The following is a 16,135-nucleotide window of genomic DNA, read 5'->3' as shown; positions in this document are numbered from 1 at the left end:
TAGCGGTTTTCAATACCCAATTGCAAACTGCTGTAAATAACTTAAGTTTAATACCAACTGATCTATTCCCTGTTCCCTATTCCCTGTTCCCTTTTCCCTGTTCCCTGTTCCCTAAAAAAACAGAAATATGTACTCAATAAAGTCGCCAACTGCTAGAATAATTCATGGATAATAAAACCACTAAAACAATTACCTCCCTGGGGATTATCGCTATTTCCCTAGGCATTGCCTACGCTCCTTTACCAGGATTAAACCAAACCCTTTATGTGGTAAGTGGAACAGAATTGCAAGAACCCCTCGCTGTTCTGGAACAACGTTTTGAAGAAACCCATTCTACTATTAACATCGAATTTAAATTCCAAGGCTCCCAGGAATTAGTCAATCGCTATCTCGATGAAAAGAATGATTTTAAACCCACAATTTTAATTCCCGCCAATGGGGTTTTGTTGAATGAATTGAGCGATCGCTGGCAAGCCCAAAACACTAATCCACCTTTTTATGATAACCCTCAACCCATTGCCAAAACCCTATTAGTAGGTATTGCTTGGCCAGAACGGGGAGAAGTTCTGTTTCCCGATGGTCGTTTTCAATGGTTAAGACTAGAAAATGCCATGAAAAAGCGCAATTGGCAGGAGATTGGCGGCAATCCTAACTGGGGTAGTTTTGACTTTGTCACTACCGATCCTAATCGTTCCAATAGCGGACAACTGACCTTAAGTCTTTGGACACAGAGTAATTCTGGGGGCGCAACCTTATCCCCAACTAATTTTAATGGCCCGGAAATTCAATCTCTGTTCGGTTTAGTAAAGCGGTCTGTCTATCAACCGCCACGCTCAACGGACACTCTATTGCAAGAGTTTATTGCTCGTGGCCCCAATGAGGCAGATGTTGCTACTGTATATGAAAGCATTGCTCTGTACCGTTGGAAGCAGACCAGACTCAAAGCAAGCCCTATCAGATTTATTATTTTAATCATACCATTGAAACGGTTTCCACCGCAGCCATTGTGCGCAGAGATGTGAACTCGCAACAGGTAAAAGCAGCACGGAAATTCCTCCAATTCCTGACAGCTCCAGAACAACAAAAAACCTTTGTGCAATACGGTTTTCGTCCTGTGGTTGGGGGTATTGATTTGCAATCGGTGTCCGGGAGTCCTTGGACAAAAGGTATTCCCGGTGCAAAAACTGACCCTAATTTAAAAACCTTAGCACCACCAAATTCTGAGGTGATTGGGGAAATTCAACGGATGTGGAATCGGGTGCAATAGAGAGTCGGGAGTCGGGAGTCGGGAGAAGAGTGTGGGGAGAGGGGGGAAACTCCCTTATTAAGGCGCTGCATCGCTATTCTCTGTTCCGGTGATCCGCTGTTCCCAGTAGAGACACGCCCTAGATGCGATTGACCGTTCGCGAAGCGTCGGGCAAAGCCCGTGCATGTCACGCTACGCGATCGCAAAGGATGTCAAACAATTAAAAGGTTCAACGAAGGCACAAATTTGGACATTGATCGGCATTTTAGTCACAGCAGTTGGGGGTTTTGTGGTAGCTGTCGGTGGTTTTGTTATTTCAGCTTTGATCACTCAACCAGGCATAGACGGTTGTCGCGAATGACAAACTCTTTCGGTATTGGTAGTCCATGCAGACTCCGTGCCACACTGCTGGTGTAGGCACCCGATGCATTCAAGATCACGCGGTCACCAACCTCTATTCTTGCCATCTTTTCGTTAAGACAAAAATAATCTGTTTCATAACAGGTACAACCTGCGAGGTCATGGACGAACATCGGTCCTTCTCGGAAAGGGATCTGAGCAACTGCTGGACGTGGTGCCCAGAACATCAAGTTCCAAGCAGAGGTATCCAAAACCACAATGCGATGCCCAGAGGCATGATCGTCTGCTGCTTTGACCTCCGCAACCAGGTAGCCCGCCATCATAGTCAATAGCATTCCTGGCTCAATCACAAGCCGCACGGGTTGCTGGCGCTGGTTGTTGATACGAGTAATGGTTTTATTTACTAGATCCCAAACCCGTTGTGCTTCAGGTTTTTGCAGATGGAACAGGTAAGCCCAACCGCCGCCGAGATTGAGCACTTCAACTTTAGGAAAGATTTCCAAGCAAGATACTAGCAAATCAAGGGTCTGATGTAGATCTGCTTCTGAAAAAGTTTCACCTTCATGAACATGAAGATGGACGACCTCAAGCTCATGGGTTTGTATTAGGCTGTGTAGACCGGAATCTGTGGGATCAACTCCAAATCTACTCCACCTGGTTACTACATTCTTAGCCTTGGAATCTTCGTGAAAAGGAAGGCGAAGTCGAAGCCCAACTCTTTTGTCTGGGTTAGCGCTTTCACACCAGACACGCAACTGAGACAGACTGCATAAATCTGGAATCACACCCTCAGTTGCCAAACGCTTAAGGTCGGCAACTGAGAAGCCTGGTGCTGTAGAGTAGATTGGCCACAGCCCTGCTGCTATGGCAGCATCTAGCTCTTGTATGGTGGTAATGTCTGCTCCTAGCCCAAGTTTAGCCATATGACGCAACACAGATTGGCAGCGGTTTGCTTTAACAGCCAAACAAAGCTCAATATTCGGAATTTCTCTGAGGTCGTTTCGTAAAGCCGTTACAGTGTCAGTGATGGCATCTAGGTCGTACACAAGTGCCGGGGTGGGAATATCACTGGCAATCTTGAACAATTTCTCAGGAATAGTTGGAATAATTTTCATCCAATTTCTAAATTCAGCTACATCATCTCGCCACCCATCTTTTATTTCTTGATTGTTATCGTATTTTGATATCATGCTAAGTAGTCGGACAAAATTAGGTTTAACTGTCGAGATAGGGAACAGGGAAAAGGGAACAGGGAACAGAGGAAATTTTGGCAGATTTACAAAAGTTAACACAGTTTCGTTTATTTATGTCCAGGTACTTACTGGCAAATCTTAATTGTTGTGAATAAGTTGTTCTCCTTGCGTCGCACTCGAACTTGCTTTTATATCATGTCAGGATAATTACTCTGTCTTGATGCAGTCGCTCATGGGGGAAACCACGGCAGTCGCTCATGGGGGGAACCCCCAAGACCGCGCTGCCTCCCCAAGACCGCGCTGCATCGCTTAATAAAAATCTCCCCCATTTCCCCATCTCCCCATCTCCCCGCGCCCCCGCCCCACCCTTTTATTATGGGTATTCAACCGAACTTGATATTACATCACTTTTTGGTAAACCATATATAAATCGTCAGGAGTCGCCTCTTTCAACTTAAACCCTGCCCCGTTCATCGTATCTTCTAGAAGTTGGCCGTACACCATTAAGAACTTATGGCGATCGCTAGCAACTATTCTACCTTGTTTTTTGAAACGATAGTCTGTTTCCCAAAAGTACATTTCTTTATTTTCTAGGAAATCGAGATGCTTTTGCTGAGCGTAAACAATGCCCTTGCCAATGTCTTGCTCGCCATCTGCATCGGTTTCCTCTGATTGAATATTAAGGACAAACAAGCCTCCGTCAACTAAATGGCGGGCAATATTGTTTAACATTTTAACGCTGTCCTCAAAATTGGGCAGAAAACTGTATAAGTGGTAATCGTTACCAACCCGACATACACCTGCTGGACCCCCATGGGAATATATCCCATCAAAAGATTCTTGTAGATCCATTGATAACACATTACCTTCTACTACCTTTGCCCGATTTCCCAAACGAGCTTTAGCCCGGTCTAACATAGCAGGAGTAAAATCTATTCCAGTTATCTCATAGCTGGGATCTAATTCCAGCAGTTTTTCTGCAAGCAATCCCGTTCCCACCCCTATTTCGAGCAGTTTTTTCCGACCTTTGAGAATAGAGTCCAGGGACTGAGCTTCTTTCGGATAGTCGTAATACCCACTCTTCATAGTGGAGTCATAATACTCGGCAATGTTATCGTATTTATTCATAGTGGTAGCTCTCATAATTTTATTTGATACTGTTTATTGAGGTAAGTATTCAGCTATCAGCTATCAGTTATCAGCCTATGGGCTACAGATGGTGCTACTGGAGGTGCTTTTGAATAAAACAGGTAAGCATTGGTTTAATCTCTGTTACGTTAGCATTAGGCTGATAACTGATAGCTGACTGCTGACTGCTGACTGCTGACTGCTGACTTATTGAAACTGTTTATCAAGCAAATTTTAGGACATCAATGTCGTTTAGCCAAGCGCTGTTGTATATGCTGCGCGAGTTTGTATTTTGTTAAAATATCTAAGGGTAAGTAGGCGGCACCTCGAATAGTACCCAAGCAATCTTTGCTTTGACAAATACAATCAAATCCTCTATCCATCGACCATTCCGTCGATGGATAAAATAAAGTCAGTTCCTCGCCAATTTCAATTTTAGTTATGGCCTTCAGAACGCGATCGCTTGGAGCGAAAAATACATTGGGATCGCAGCTATGATTGAGATACTGCAAAAACTCTGGCTCCAGCATAATATGTTGGTGATCGCAAATTTGGATGGTTAAATAATTGGGATGATCTAGGATCTTTTTTGCGCCAAATTTACAGATTACCTGTCCGGGCATAAACTCGACAGTGGTGTGTAGGGATTTGCTCCCAGTTTTACGAAACTCCCGGAGCTCAGCCCATGATGCAACGTTTAGGGCTTTTTCAGGGATATAATTTTTCACCAAGTCATCCATAGATAGCAATTATCAGTAACTTTTGATCAACATTGCTTATCCTTTTAAGGCAAAAGGCATGCTAGCAAAAGGCAATAGTAAAGATGGTTTTAAGCGATGCAGCGCGGTCTTGGGGGTTCCCCCCATGAGCGACTGCATCAAGACAGAGAGTCAGCCTCAAAGAATACTGTACCTCATAACTGCCAAAAACGTTAGAATTATCTCAACCAAATTATTTGGATGCAGTATTAACGATCTAAGCTATTATACAATGACTTGGTATTATTTTAAGATTTGGCAACAAAAGTTAATGGTATATGACATCACCAATAATCAATTAGGAGTTTAACTCATGAGCGAGACACCCATAACAATTACTTATTGCTTATAGGAAGTCTTAAAAGACATAAACGGTTAGCTAGACAGCCTTCAAAAAGATGTCAACAATATAAACGAAATACTAATAAAAATAGAGAGCAAACAAAACGCGATTGACCGTTCGCGCAGCGTCGGGCAAAGCCCGTGCATGTCACGCTACGCGAACGCAACGGATATCAAAGAATTAAAAGTTTCAACCAAAGCGTAAATTTGGACATTGATCGGCATTTTGGTAACAGCAGTTGGCAGTTTTCTGGTACCTGTTGGTCATTTTGTTATTTCAGGTAAACCCTAATCTATTCTCAAAGGATGGATTGGATCCAGCTCTCTTGGTGCACGTTCCCTTGGCGAGGGAACCTCGCCGGGGTCGCACCGCAGAGGTTACGGATTTAGAGTTAGCGTTCGCGAAGCGGTTCCAAAGGAACATCGCATGTAGCAAAAAAATACTATGCTAGCAGCAGATTGATTACCCAAGCCTTGCCATGGCTCCAGAATCTGACCCGTTGACGGAACCCCGTAAAGTCGTGGAAGATACCAATGTGATCGCTAAATTTTTCCAATTTCATCAACATCAAGCCAAACTTACTACGGAGATTCTGGCAGGAGTAACCACTTTTGTCACCATGGCATACATTCTCGTGGTCAATCCCGATATTTTGTCCAATGCCATTTTCCTCCAACAACCCAAGGATTTGTTTGGGGAACTAGTGATTGCCACCGGGATTTCAGCTGCTTTGGCAACCCTAGTGATGGGACTCTATGCCAAATATCCATTTGCCCTAGCACCAGGCATGGGTCTCAATGCCTACTTTACCTTTTCAGTAGTGTTGGGTTTAGGCATAGATTGGCGGGTTGCTCTGGCTGCGGTTTTGATTGAAGGACTAATTTTTATAGTGCTTACGGTTACTGGGGTTCGCCGTAAAATTGTGACTGGGATTCCCGAATGCATTAAACAAGCCACCACCACAGGCATTGGTTTATTTATTGCTTATATTGGTCTCAATAGCTCAGGTATCATTGCTCAGTCTCAGGCAACTACCACTACCTTGGGAAATTTGACTGAGCCAGCCACATTAGTAACCATTGTCGGGATTCTAATTACCTCAGCCTTGATCGCTCGACGCATTACCGGAGCCCTCCTGTGGGGTATTCTCGCCACCGCATTACTGGCATGGATTTTGGGGATAGCCCCTTGGCCACAAGGAATTGTTGCCTTACCCCAGTGGCCAGGAGATTTACTGGGTCAGGCATTTGTAGGTCTGTCACAGGTAGTTCAGAGCAATATCTGGGAACTACTGAGTATCCTATTTGTGCTACTGTTTGTGGATCTGTTTGATACCGTTGGTACCCTAACTGGACTAGGAGTCAAAGCAGGTTATATCAATCAAAAGGGGGAATTTGCCCATGGGTCGCGAGCCTTTATGGCAGATGCAATCGGTACTACTGCTGGGGCAATCTTAGGCACGTCTACAGTAACCACCTATATTGAGTCTGCATCAGGACTATTGGAAGGGGGACGCACTGGCTTGACTGCCGTTGTTACTGCCATTTTATTTGCCCTATCCATAGTTTTCATTCCCTTTCTATCTGCCATTCCCAGCTTTGCCACAGCACCAGCCTTAGTCATGGTTGGAGTGTTGATGATCCCAAGTGTTATAAAAATCCATTGGGACGATCCAGCCGAGTCAATTCCCTCATTTCTCACCATCTTGATCATGCCTTTAAGTTATTCCATTGCTGATGGCTTAGCTGTCGGTTTAATTACCTTTCCTCTGTTAAAAGCTTTTCAAGGTAAAGCTCACGAAACGACCATTGCCATGTGGATTTTAGCAACAGTATTTATCCTCAAGTTTGCCTTCGTAGGAGCCTAAGCTATCAGCATTCAGCTATCAGCATTCAGCTATCAGCATTCAGCTATCAGCATTCAGCCGTTGGCACCTAAATTATCGTGGCACAGGCTTCTAGCCTGTGATGTAGCCCATAAGCTAAATGCTTACGACTCCCGATTCCCGATTCCCGATTCCCGATTCCCGATTCCCGATTCCCGATTCCCGATTCCCGATTCCCTACTCCCGATTCCCTACTCCCGATTCCCTACTCCCGATTCCCTACTCCCTACTCCCTACTCCCGATTCCCTACTCCCGATTCCCTACTCCCTACTCCCTGTTCCCTTTGCATTTAGGGATTGATCAAACAAATCAGGACGGCGTTCTTTGGTCCTCTGAATTTGCTGTTGTTTACGCCAGCGGTCAATTTCCCCATGATGTCCTGATAACAGAACCTCTGGAACCTTCCATCCCCGAAACTCAGCAGGTCTTGTGTACTGAGGATAGTCCAGTAACCCCGCTTCAAAGCTTTCTAATTTAAGGGATTCGGCTTTTCCTACTGTCCCTGGTAGCAACCGGGTGACACCGTTAATCATGGCTAGGGCTGGGATTTCTCCACAGGTTAAGACAAAATCCCCCAGTGATACCTCTCGGGTGACTAAGTGTAATACCCGCTCATCCACACCTTCGTAGTGTCCACAAATTATCACCAGCTGATCATAACCTGTGGCTAATTCTTTGAACAATTGCTGTTTCATCGGTTGCCCCTGGGGCGTCATTAAGATGACATCACGGTGGGGTAAAATGGGCAAAGACTCTACAGCCGCAAAAATCGGCTCTGGTTTCATCAACATCCCCACCCCACCACCGTAGGGCTCATCATCAACTCGTCGATGCTTGTCAGTAGCAAAGTCTCGGGGGTTGATCAGATGCACTTCGGCTATTTGTTTGAGGAGTGCCTTACCAAGTAGCCCTGAACTCAGGGGAGAGGTGAAGAAATCCGGAAACAGAGTGATAATGTCAAATCGCACAAGGAGTTAAGGGGGGTTTGGGGTCTGGAGCTAAGAATCCTGTCAGAAGAGGGTAACATACATAATCAGTGATTATGCAGAAATTGTAAGGATATAATGCGTGAATATCATTAAAAAATCACGGAGTCAACTGAAAAATTGCTAGAATGTGGCATTTTAACTAAAAAGCACTACTCAAAAGTATTGAACTCACCTCATGCCCATTACTAATATAATGCAGCAGTTAGAATCTCAATTGCAAAGAATTAGGATGCCTAAGTCCACTCAACCAGGAATCTTGGTAATCGGCGGCGCTGAAGATAAAGTTCATGGACGAGAGATCCTGCAAACTTTTTTTCGGCGTGCTGGAGGAACTAATGCTCGCCTTGCCATTATCCCTTCAGCTTCCAGAGAACCAACCGTGATTGGCAGTCGCTATCAACGCATCTTTGAAGACATGGGAGCCGAGGAAATTCGGTTGCTAGATATACGCGATCGCTCTGAAGCAGAAAACAAAGACTTACTAGAGTACTTGGAAATCTGTACCGGGGTATTCATGACCGGAGGTGACCAACTACGCTTGTGCGGGCTACTAGCCGATACCCCCTTAATGGAAAAAGTACGACAGCGGGTTCATCAGAGCGAGATTACCCTAGCTGGGACAAGTGCTGGGGCTGCAGTTATGGGTCATCACATGATTGCTGGTGGTGGTAGTGGTGAGTTTCCTAATCGTGCTTTGGTGGATATAACCATGGGCTTAGGAATCATTCCAGAGGTGATTGTCGATCAACATTTCCACCATCGGAATCGTATGGCACGCCTGATCAGTGCGATTTCTGAACATCCGGATCGATTGGCAATCGGAATCGATGAAGATACCTGCGCTTTGTTTGAAAAAAATGGTTGGTTACAAGTGATGGGTAAAGGCACTGTCACAATTATTGATCCCAAGGAAATGGTTTACACCAACCAGCCTAAGATTGGTCATAACGACCCGATCAGTATCCACAATCTGCGAGTTCATGTTCTGTGTCATGGCGATCGCTACCACTTTCAGAAGCGTTCTTTATTCGCAGGAGAAAGCTAAACCTTCCGTCCTGGACAACAACCGCCATCCTAGACAACAACCGCACTAACCAGCCCACGCTTTTGAGTATAGCTTGACCTGCCCTGTGCCAAGGGATGTAGCGCCTTAATCAGGGGGTTTCCTCATGACTGTAGTTGGGGGAACTCATCTGGGAATCTGCTGGCTGCAATGGATAATTTTGAAAAAACTGTTCACACAGAACAGTTTTTTCTCTGTCCAAGGTTAATAATTAATAGATTATCCCAAATTTAATCATCAGCCTACCCGATCGCCTGATTCCAGGATTGGAGCTAGACTTTTCAAGCGTGCCAATCGGCTCATAATGTGCCAAAGTAGTGCCAAAGTAGGCGATAAAGGCGGATTTTATTTGATGAATTGCGTCTTTAGGCTTCCTTGCACATTCAGCGAGCATCACCACCGAAGTTTCAGTTGATATGAGAATTCAGAGAATCCAGACTTTACGTGGTCCTAATTATTGGAGTATTGGACATCACAAACTGATTGTCATGCGTCTCGATTTAGAGGAATTGGCAAATACCCCCTCCAACGAGATTCCTGGCTTCTATAAAGGACTAAAGACTGTCCTACCCAGTCTGGAAGAGCATTTCTGTTCCCCTGGTGTCCGGGGGGGATTCCTGGCTCGGGTTGCCAGAGGCACCATGATGGGGCACATCATTGAACACGTTGCCCTAGAACTACAAGATCTGGCTGGCATGAGGGTTGGATTTGGTCGCACTAGGGAAACAGCGACACCAGGAGTCTACCAGGTCATATTTGAGTACATTGATGAGCAGGTGGGTCGTTATGCCGCTAGGGCAGCTGTGCGGCTGTGTCGTAGCATCATTGATAAGCAAACCTATCCCCAAAGTGAATTAGAACAAGACCTGAAAGATTTACAAGAACTGGCTAATAATTCAGCTTTAGGACCAAGCACTCAATCCCTGGTTAAGGAAGCCGAAGCCAGAGAAATTCCCTGGATGCAGCTGAGCGCGAGAGCGATGATTCAACTGGGCTACGGTGTCCACCAAAAGCGGATTCAAGCCACATTGAGTGATTATTCAGGGATTTTAGGCGTTGAGTTGGCTTGTGATAAAGAAGGTACCAAACAAATCCTGAGGGATGCTGGTGTACCGGTGCCCCGGGGTACAACGATTCGATTCCTCGATGAGTTGGAAGGGGCAATTGAGGATGTAGGTGGCTACCCGATTGTGATTAAACCCCTGAATGGGAATCATGGACGAGGCATTACCCTTGATATTAATAGCTGGGAAGAGGCGCAGACTGCCTATAAGACCGCCAAAGAAGTCTCCCGCTCTGTGATTGTGGAGCGCTATTATAAAGGTTTTGACCACCGGATTCTTGTGGTCAATGGCAAGGTAGTAGCAGTAGCAGAGCGTATCCCTGCCCATGTGGTGGGTAATGGTAGGTCTACGATTGAGGAACTGATTGACCAAACTAACCTTGATCCCCATCGGGGTGACGGACACGACAATGTTTTGACGAAAATTGTGGTAGACCCTACCAGTGAGAGTGTCTTGAAAAAGCAAGGGTACAGATTGAACAGTATACCCAGAAAGGGGGAAGTTTGTTACTTGCGGGAAACTGCCAATCTCAGCACTGGCGGTATTGCTGTAGACCACACCGATAACATCCATCCAGAAACTATCTGGCTGGCAGAGCGAGTTGCCAAAATTATTGGTCTAGATATTGCTGGCATTGATATTGTCACTTCCGATATCACTAAGCCTTTACGGGAAGCTGATGGGGTGGTGGTTGAAGTGAATGCTGCCCCTGGCTTTAGGATGCATGTTTGTCCTAGTCAAGGTCAGCCCCGGAATGTGGCAGCACCAGTCCTAGATATGCTCTTCCCAAATGGGCAACCTAACCGTATTCCCATCATCGCCATTACAGGTACCAACGGAAAAACCACGACCACCCGCTTAATTGCCCATATCTATCGCCAAACTGGAAAGGTTGTAGGCTATACCACTACCGATGGGATCTACGTTGATGAATATATGGTGGAAAAAGGTGATACCACTGGACCCCAAAGTGCTCAGGTAATTCTCAAAGACCCTACAGTTGAGGTGGCAGTGCTGGAAACTGCTCGGGGTGGGATCCTGCGTTCTGGCTTGGCCTTTGACAAATGTGATATTGGGGTGGTTTTAAATGTCTCCGCTGACCACTTGGGAATTGGAGACATCGACACCATTGAACAGATGGCCAAGGTGAAGAGTATTGTGGCGGAAGTGGTGAGTCCGAAGGGCTATGCTATCCTCAATGCTGATGACCCCCTAGTCAGAGCAATGGCGGACAAGGTAAAGGGTCAAGTGGCTTATTTCGCTATGAACTCAGAGAATGAGTTGGTCAAAAATCACACCAGTGGTGGTGGTCTGGCTGCGGTTTATGAAAATGGTTATTTGTCCATCATCAAAGGGGATTGGACCCTGCGGATTGAGCAGGCAGTCAATGTGCCAGTGACAATTGCGGGACGGGCACCTTTTATGATTGCTAATGCTCTAGCTGCTAGTCTTGCTGCCTTTGCTCAAGGGGTCTCGATTGAGGCCATTCGAAAGGCATTGACCACATTTCGGGCTTCTGTAGACCAGACACCAGGACGAATGAATTTGTTCAATCTTGGCAGTTACCATGCTCTAGTGGATTATGCCCACAATGCAGCTAGTTACGAGGCATTGGGTAGTTTTGTGCGCAACTGGCCCGGAGAGCGCTTTGGGGTTGTGGGTGGTCCTGGGGATCGCCGGGATGAAGACTTTATTGAACTAGGACGACTCTCAGCAAAAATCTTTGACAGGATTATTATCAAAGAAGATGATGACTTACGAGGACGTCCCAGTGGTGATGCAGCTGAATTAATTCGTAAGGGCATACGAGAGGAAAATCGCGAGTCCAACTATGAGATTATCCTCAACGAAACAGAGGCAATTGAGAGGGGTTTGGATAAAGTCGCTGATGGTGGTTTAGTGGTGATTCTGCCAGAAAGTGTCAGTCGTGCAATCAAACTCATTGAGGCTCGTAATCCTTTGCCGGATAATGGCCTTAAGGCAAGCAGTGCTGACAGCGAAGATGAGTTGAAGCCATCGGTGGTCAATTAAGTTGCGGTTGGTATTGGTTGAATGGTATTGGTTGAATGTTTAAAGTTGAAGGTTAAAGGTTGAAGGTTAAAGGTTGAAGGTTCTTGGCCTTGCCTTAGGGTAGGTTGAAGGATGACGGTTGTTTGCGATCGCATTGAGGTGCTGGGCTACAGAAGATTGAGTGAAGGTGATCCCTAGATGGGATTAGCCCAAAGTATAAAACGCGATGTTCCTTCAGAACATCGCGTTTTATACAGCCATGGGATCGAACCTTGATGTGGGTGGTATGACTTCTTTAACAGCAAATGGCTACTAATGGTTAATTTGTGTTCTCTACCATTTCTAGGGTCGATGTCAATATATTATAGCGTTTCTCAATTGGGTCAGGTACTTCGTCCTAGGTTTCACAGAGTAGTGAGTAGGGAGTAACCCATGGAAAAATTGAATGTACCTGATAACTATGATAAACGCTATAGATTACATCCATTGTGCAAAAATAGATAAAATATGCATATTATATCTCATCTTTATCAAAGCTTTTTATAGTTAAAGGTTTAGTGAGTTTTCCGTGAAATTTATAAATTTTCTCTGAGTTAGATATAAAATTTTGATTGGAGACAAGTAAGCCATCAATACCAAGAGTTGATTTAACTCCTAATTACTTAAATCCAGGTTCAAACTATCTGTCTTCGATAGGTAAGTTCATGGTGTTCGCGTGAGTCTTGGGGTCTAGATGGTCTAACTAATTGACTTGATCTGCGTGATTTTTAGATGAACTGACCGGTTAATTAATAAAGGGATTATCAATAAAATCACGATTTAGTAGCGTTGACTAATAAGGTTTTTTCTTGCTACTAACAGAGGCATTTTTGTGATTTTTTTTTTAATCTGTAACTGTCAACATCACGATTGTTGATAAAAATGACCCTTGACTTATCCAGAAACCTGGTTTTTTAACGTAATAACTGGATTTAAGTCTTTGATTTATAGCGATAAACCGGGTTTTAAGGGTCTTGGTGCGTAAATCCTGAATTACTCTAACGTTGTTCAAAAGACTTCAAGTGCTTTTTGTCCAAAGTTCAAGTTCAAAGCTTGCTCTGTTTTTGCGTGCAAACATAGTCAATTGTCAGGAGATGATCATCATGCTTAATAGTTTGATAAACAACAAAGTCACCAATCCCCTTACCTGCGGCGCTCTCGCCCTCAGTGTCATGACTGGCGCTGGGATTGCCGCTGCACCAGCTGACGCCGCATCTATCACCTACCAAGGGACCTTAACAGACGGAATCCCTGAGTTTGATGCTGTTTCTAGTAGTGGTTTTTTTAGTGACCAGTCCACAGGTCGTTTTTTTAACTTTTTCGGCAATCAAGGAGATGTCGTTACCATTGAAGCACTTCGCATAGAGCAAGATTTAGATCCAGCTCTCTGGGTTTTTGAAGGTCTTTTCGAGGATACTTCCGACTTTTAGTGCGGATTTAGTCTAAATATTGATCCGGGTGACCCAGGCTTTCTAGAGTTTGCTGATGATGAAATTCCTAATCCGGGACCATTTGCAGATCCTCGTGCTGTAGTAACCTTAAGTTTGCCTGGAACTGGCGAATACACAGCCATCGTTACTAATTTTGCAAGTGGTCCTAATGATGGAGGTGATGGTGCTTTTGATTTCGAGATTACATGTTTTGGATGTACAACACCTGTGCCTGAACCTGCTTCTGTCTTAGGTCTACTGATTACTGGTTCTCTTGGTTTTGGGTCAGCTCTCAAACGTAAATTGAAGTAAAGCGGATCAACAGCAAAACGTTAAAATTTTAATCGGTTTTCATAGGCGATCACTCCTCAATTATCCAGAGGAGTTTTTTTAATTGACCTCTAGTCCTCAGGACAAAACAATCACTCTTTTATGACCATGGGATGTTCAAAAAAAAACCCTTAGCGAACGCATAAAACGGTTGCTCAATCACCTCAAAGCTAGTGAAATTGATGCAAAACGTTGCTAGCTCAATAGTTGATCTATCTGATCATCCCATGCTGAGGCAAGGGGAAAACACCTAGAGCGAATCTCAGCGGACAAGCTAGAATGGCGGTCGAGATATTCCTCGGTGAGAAAATATCAAATCTATGGAAGCGCCTTTTAATATTACAGCACTGATGGTGCTGACGGTTATGGCAGGTATCAGTGCTCAGGTGCTGGGCAAATACTTGAAAGTCCCTGGCATTGTGTTCTTGCTACTGTTAGGTATATTGGTCGGACGTGATGGTCTGGGTTTGGTCATTCCGGAACAGTTAGGGGATGGTCTAGAAGCAATAGTCTCCTTGTTTGTGGCATTAATTTTGTTTGAAGGAGGGCTAAATCTTGACCTGCGTTCCCTGAGTAAAATGTCAGATAGTCTGCGGAACTTGGTGACTATCGGTACAGTTATTGCTTTAATTGGGGGTGCGATCGCAGCTCATTTCTTGGGTCAATTCCCTTGGAACTTAGCATTTCTGTATTCTGCCCTAGTGGTGGTCACCGGTCCGACTGTAATTGGTCCGTTGCTCAAACAGGTACGGGTTGATCGACAAGTCGCTACTTTACTCGAAGGAGAAGGGGTTCTGATCGACCCAGTGGGAGCGATTACAGCAGTCTTGGTGCTAGATGTAGTATTAAATGGCGATACGGATCCGGTAAAGCTAATCAGCGGTTTACTGATTCGTCTCGGCATTGGTGCTGCCATTGGTGCATCAGGAGGCTGGGTGTTGAGCTGGTTCCTCAGAAAAGCTGATTTTCTCGATGAAAACCTGAAAATTCTGGTAGTGCTAGCAGGGGTATGGGACTTGTATGGAATTGCCCAATATCTCCAGGACGAGTCCGGACTGATGACTGCAGTAGTGGCCGGAATTGTTCTGAGTTCCACTGCTACAGCTCAGTTGCGACTGTTGCGTCGGTTTCAGGGTCAGTTGACCACATTGGCAGTATCTGTTTTATTTATTCTTCTGGCAGCAGACCTGTCCTTGGCCAGTATCCTAGGGCTAGGATGGGGCGGTTTGTTGACTGTATTAGCCCTGATGTTAGTAGTGCGACCCATCAATATCTGGGTTTGTACTTGGAATAGTTCTCTGAACTGGCGTCAGAAGCTATTTGTCAGTTGGATTGGACCGAAGGGAATTGTTTCAGCATCCGTAGCTTCCTTGTTTGCTATTTTGCTAGCCCAACAGGGGATGAGTGGAGGGGATACTGTCAAAGCCATGGTATTCCTAACCATTATTATGACGGTGTTTATCCAAGGGCTAACGGCTCAAGTGGTGGCAAATCTGTTGGGAGTCACCGCCACCAATGCCAAGGGTGTTGTAATTGTGGGATCAAATCCTTTGGCTCGCCTGATTGCTCGTCTGTTCCAAGAAAAGAATGAGTCTGTGGTACTGATTGATACTAGCCCCGAAGCAGTCAAGGAGGCACTAGAAGAAAATTTACAGGCGTTCTTGAGTAATGCTATGGATCTTGAGGTTTTGGAAGAAGCAGGATTGGACTCCATGGGCACCTTCCTGGCAATGACCAAAAATGGTGAGGTTAACTTTGTGTTGGCTCAACGGGCCTATGAAGAGTTTGAGCCACCCCGAGTGTTGGCAGTATTACCTAAAGATGCCCAAAGCTTGAACTCCACCCCCAATAATGTTCAGCCTGCTCTGACCTTTGATCTGCCTCTAAAGGTTTGGAACCAGTATCTCAGCGAAGGGGAGGTAAAGTTGGTAGAAACGGTGCTTGAAAATATTGGGTTTACCTATCAACAGACCTATCTACAAGCACTGATTGATTCCGGAAAGGTAGTACCGCTGTTGAGAGAACGGCAGAATCAGCTACAGGTAGTGCGAGCTGGAGAACCTTGGCAAGCAGAAGACCGGATTATCTGCCTGATCCACGACCCGAAACCCAAACTGCTTAAGCGACTATCTGGTTCAGGGACTACCACTACTGCCCGATTGACCTTGGAAAAGATCCCAACTGTGAAGGAGGTACCCATGCCTTCGCCGTCATAATTATGGTAGTAGTTCAGTAAGTATTCAGCTATCAGCTATCAGCTATCAGCTATCAGCTATCAGCTATCAGCTATCAGCTA

General features: G+C 45.1%; 15 protein-coding genes. 9 read left to right on the top strand and 6 right to left on the bottom strand.

Going from position 1 to position 16,135, the window contains the following annotated elements; translation table 11 throughout:
• The first annotated feature begins 164 nt into the window (after positions 1-164).
• Both BJP34_RS33660 and BJP34_RS48145 read left to right on the top strand, forming a co-directional pair.
• Complete coding sequence (locus tag BJP34_RS33660) at positions 165-1,022, top strand: substrate-binding domain-containing protein (protein WP_229424152.1); 858 nt, start codon at positions 165-167, stop codon at positions 1,020-1,022.
• Positions 1,019-1,267 carry a hypothetical protein gene (locus BJP34_RS48145; protein ID WP_418904087.1) on the top strand — a complete coding sequence of 83 codons (249 nt, stop codon included), beginning with the start codon at positions 1,019-1,021 and terminating at the stop codon, positions 1,265-1,267. Before BJP34_RS33660 ends, BJP34_RS48145 begins: the two co-directional genes overlap by 4 nt.
• On the opposite strand, the gene BJP34_RS48140 is transcribed toward BJP34_RS48145, so the two are convergent.
• The 4 genes from BJP34_RS48140 to BJP34_RS33645 form a co-directional block, all read right to left on the bottom strand.
• Positions 1,240-1,452, bottom strand: a complete 213-nt coding sequence (locus BJP34_RS48140) for a hypothetical protein (protein WP_229424150.1) — start codon at positions 1,450-1,452, stop codon at positions 1,240-1,242. The two genes, BJP34_RS48145 and BJP34_RS48140, sit on opposite strands and share 28 nt — an antisense overlap.
• Positions 1,453-1,572: 120 nt before the next feature.
• A complete protein-coding gene (locus tag BJP34_RS33655) occupies positions 1,573-2,898 on the bottom strand; it encodes a diaminopimelate decarboxylase family protein (protein WP_149031327.1) in 1,326 nt (441 codons plus the stop codon).
• A gap of 300 nt (positions 2,899-3,198) precedes the next feature.
• Complete coding sequence (locus BJP34_RS33650) at positions 3,199-3,942, bottom strand: class I SAM-dependent DNA methyltransferase (RefSeq protein ID WP_070396094.1); 744 nt, start codon at positions 3,940-3,942, stop codon at positions 3,199-3,201.
• 227 nt (positions 3,943-4,169) lie between these two features.
• The gene (locus tag BJP34_RS33645) at positions 4,170-4,655 is read right to left on the bottom strand and encodes an SET domain-containing protein-lysine N-methyltransferase (protein WP_229424149.1); all 486 of its coding nucleotides are present in this window, start codon (positions 4,653-4,655) and stop codon (positions 4,170-4,172) included.
• A gap of 851 nt (positions 4,656-5,506) precedes the next feature.
• Between BJP34_RS33645 and BJP34_RS33635 the strand changes: the two genes are divergently transcribed.
• Positions 5,507-6,895 (top strand): NCS2 family permease, encoded by a 1,389-nt coding sequence (locus tag BJP34_RS33635; protein WP_070396091.1) that lies wholly within the window; start codon positions 5,507-5,509, stop codon positions 6,893-6,895.
• 60 nt (positions 6,896-6,955) lie between these two features.
• Complete coding sequence (locus BJP34_RS41700; RefSeq protein ID WP_158517629.1) at positions 6,956-7,207, top strand: hypothetical protein; 252 nt, start codon at positions 6,956-6,958, stop codon at positions 7,205-7,207.
• Here the strand turns inward: BJP34_RS41700 and trmD are convergent.
• Entirely contained in the window at positions 7,175-7,882 is a 708-nt protein-coding gene (gene trmD / locus BJP34_RS33630; RefSeq protein ID WP_070396090.1) for a tRNA (guanosine(37)-N1)-methyltransferase TrmD, read from the bottom strand. The genes BJP34_RS41700 and trmD overlap by 33 nt on opposite strands.
• Positions 7,883-8,096: 214 nt before the next feature.
• On the opposite strand from trmD, the gene BJP34_RS33625 reads away from it, so the two are divergent.
• A complete protein-coding gene (locus tag BJP34_RS33625) occupies positions 8,097-8,948 on the top strand; it encodes a cyanophycinase (protein WP_202972193.1) in 852 nt (283 codons plus the stop codon).
• Positions 8,949-9,382: 434 nt separating this feature from the next.
• Positions 9,383-12,061 (top strand): cyanophycin synthetase, encoded by a 2,679-nt coding sequence (gene cphA, locus BJP34_RS33620; protein ID WP_070396088.1) that lies wholly within the window; start codon positions 9,383-9,385, stop codon positions 12,059-12,061.
• On the opposite strand, the gene BJP34_RS45170 is transcribed toward cphA, so the two are convergent.
• Positions 12,058-12,195 carry a hypothetical protein gene (locus BJP34_RS45170; RefSeq protein WP_158517628.1) on the bottom strand — a complete coding sequence of 46 codons (138 nt, stop codon included), beginning with the start codon at positions 12,193-12,195 and terminating at the stop codon, positions 12,058-12,060. The genes cphA and BJP34_RS45170 overlap by 4 nt on opposite strands.
• A gap of 987 nt (positions 12,196-13,182) precedes the next feature.
• Between BJP34_RS45170 and BJP34_RS33615 the strand changes: the two genes are divergently transcribed.
• The 3 genes from BJP34_RS33615 to BJP34_RS33605 all read left to right on the top strand — a co-directional run bounded on the left by BJP34_RS33615 (position 13,183) and on the right by BJP34_RS33605 (position 16,055).
• Positions 13,183-13,509 carry a hypothetical protein gene (locus BJP34_RS33615; protein WP_070396087.1) on the top strand — a complete coding sequence of 109 codons (327 nt, stop codon included), beginning with the start codon at positions 13,183-13,185 and terminating at the stop codon, positions 13,507-13,509.
• A 228-nt stretch (positions 13,510-13,737) separates the two neighbouring features.
• Entirely contained in the window at positions 13,738-13,821 is an 84-nt protein-coding gene (locus BJP34_RS50615; protein WP_418904178.1) for a PEP-CTERM sorting domain-containing protein, read from the top strand.
• 338 nt (positions 13,822-14,159) lie between these two features.
• Positions 14,160-16,055, top strand: coding sequence for a cation:proton antiporter (locus BJP34_RS33605; RefSeq protein WP_070396085.1), 1,896 nt, complete (start codon positions 14,160-14,162; stop codon positions 16,053-16,055).
• The last annotated feature ends 80 nt before the right edge of the window (positions 16,056-16,135 follow it).

The sequence above is a fragment of the Moorena producens PAL-8-15-08-1 genome, from assembly GCF_001767235.1.
Classification (GTDB): domain Bacteria; phylum Cyanobacteriota; class Cyanobacteriia; order Cyanobacteriales; family Coleofasciculaceae; genus Moorena; species Moorena producens_A.
The sequence above is the reverse complement of the archived record's forward strand: the minus strand, read 5'-3'. Positions and strand labels throughout refer to the sequence as shown.

Bases quoted from the DNA above. Each gene is read 5' to 3' on its own strand.
- BJP34_RS33660 (WP_229424152.1), top strand. From the start codon at position 165: ATGGATAATAAAACCACTAAAACAATTACCTCCCTGGGGATTATCGCT.
- BJP34_RS33650 (WP_070396094.1), bottom strand. From the start codon at position 3,942: ATGAGAGCTACCACTATGAATAAATACGATAACATTGCCGAGTATTAT.
- BJP34_RS33635 (WP_070396091.1), top strand. From the start codon at position 5,507: ATGGCTCCAGAATCTGACCCGTTGACGGAACCCCGTAAAGTCGTGGAA.
- BJP34_RS33625 (WP_202972193.1), top strand. From the start codon at position 8,097: ATGCAGCAGTTAGAATCTCAATTGCAAAGAATTAGGATGCCTAAGTCC.
- cphA (WP_070396088.1), top strand. From the start codon at position 9,383: ATGAGAATTCAGAGAATCCAGACTTTACGTGGTCCTAATTATTGGAGT.
- BJP34_RS45170 (WP_158517628.1), bottom strand. From the start codon at position 12,195: ATGCGATCGCAAACAACCGTCATCCTTCAACCTACCCTAAGGCAAGGC.
- BJP34_RS33615 (WP_070396087.1), top strand. From the start codon at position 13,183: ATGCTTAATAGTTTGATAAACAACAAAGTCACCAATCCCCTTACCTGC.
- BJP34_RS33605 (WP_070396085.1), top strand. From the start codon at position 14,160: ATGGAAGCGCCTTTTAATATTACAGCACTGATGGTGCTGACGGTTATG.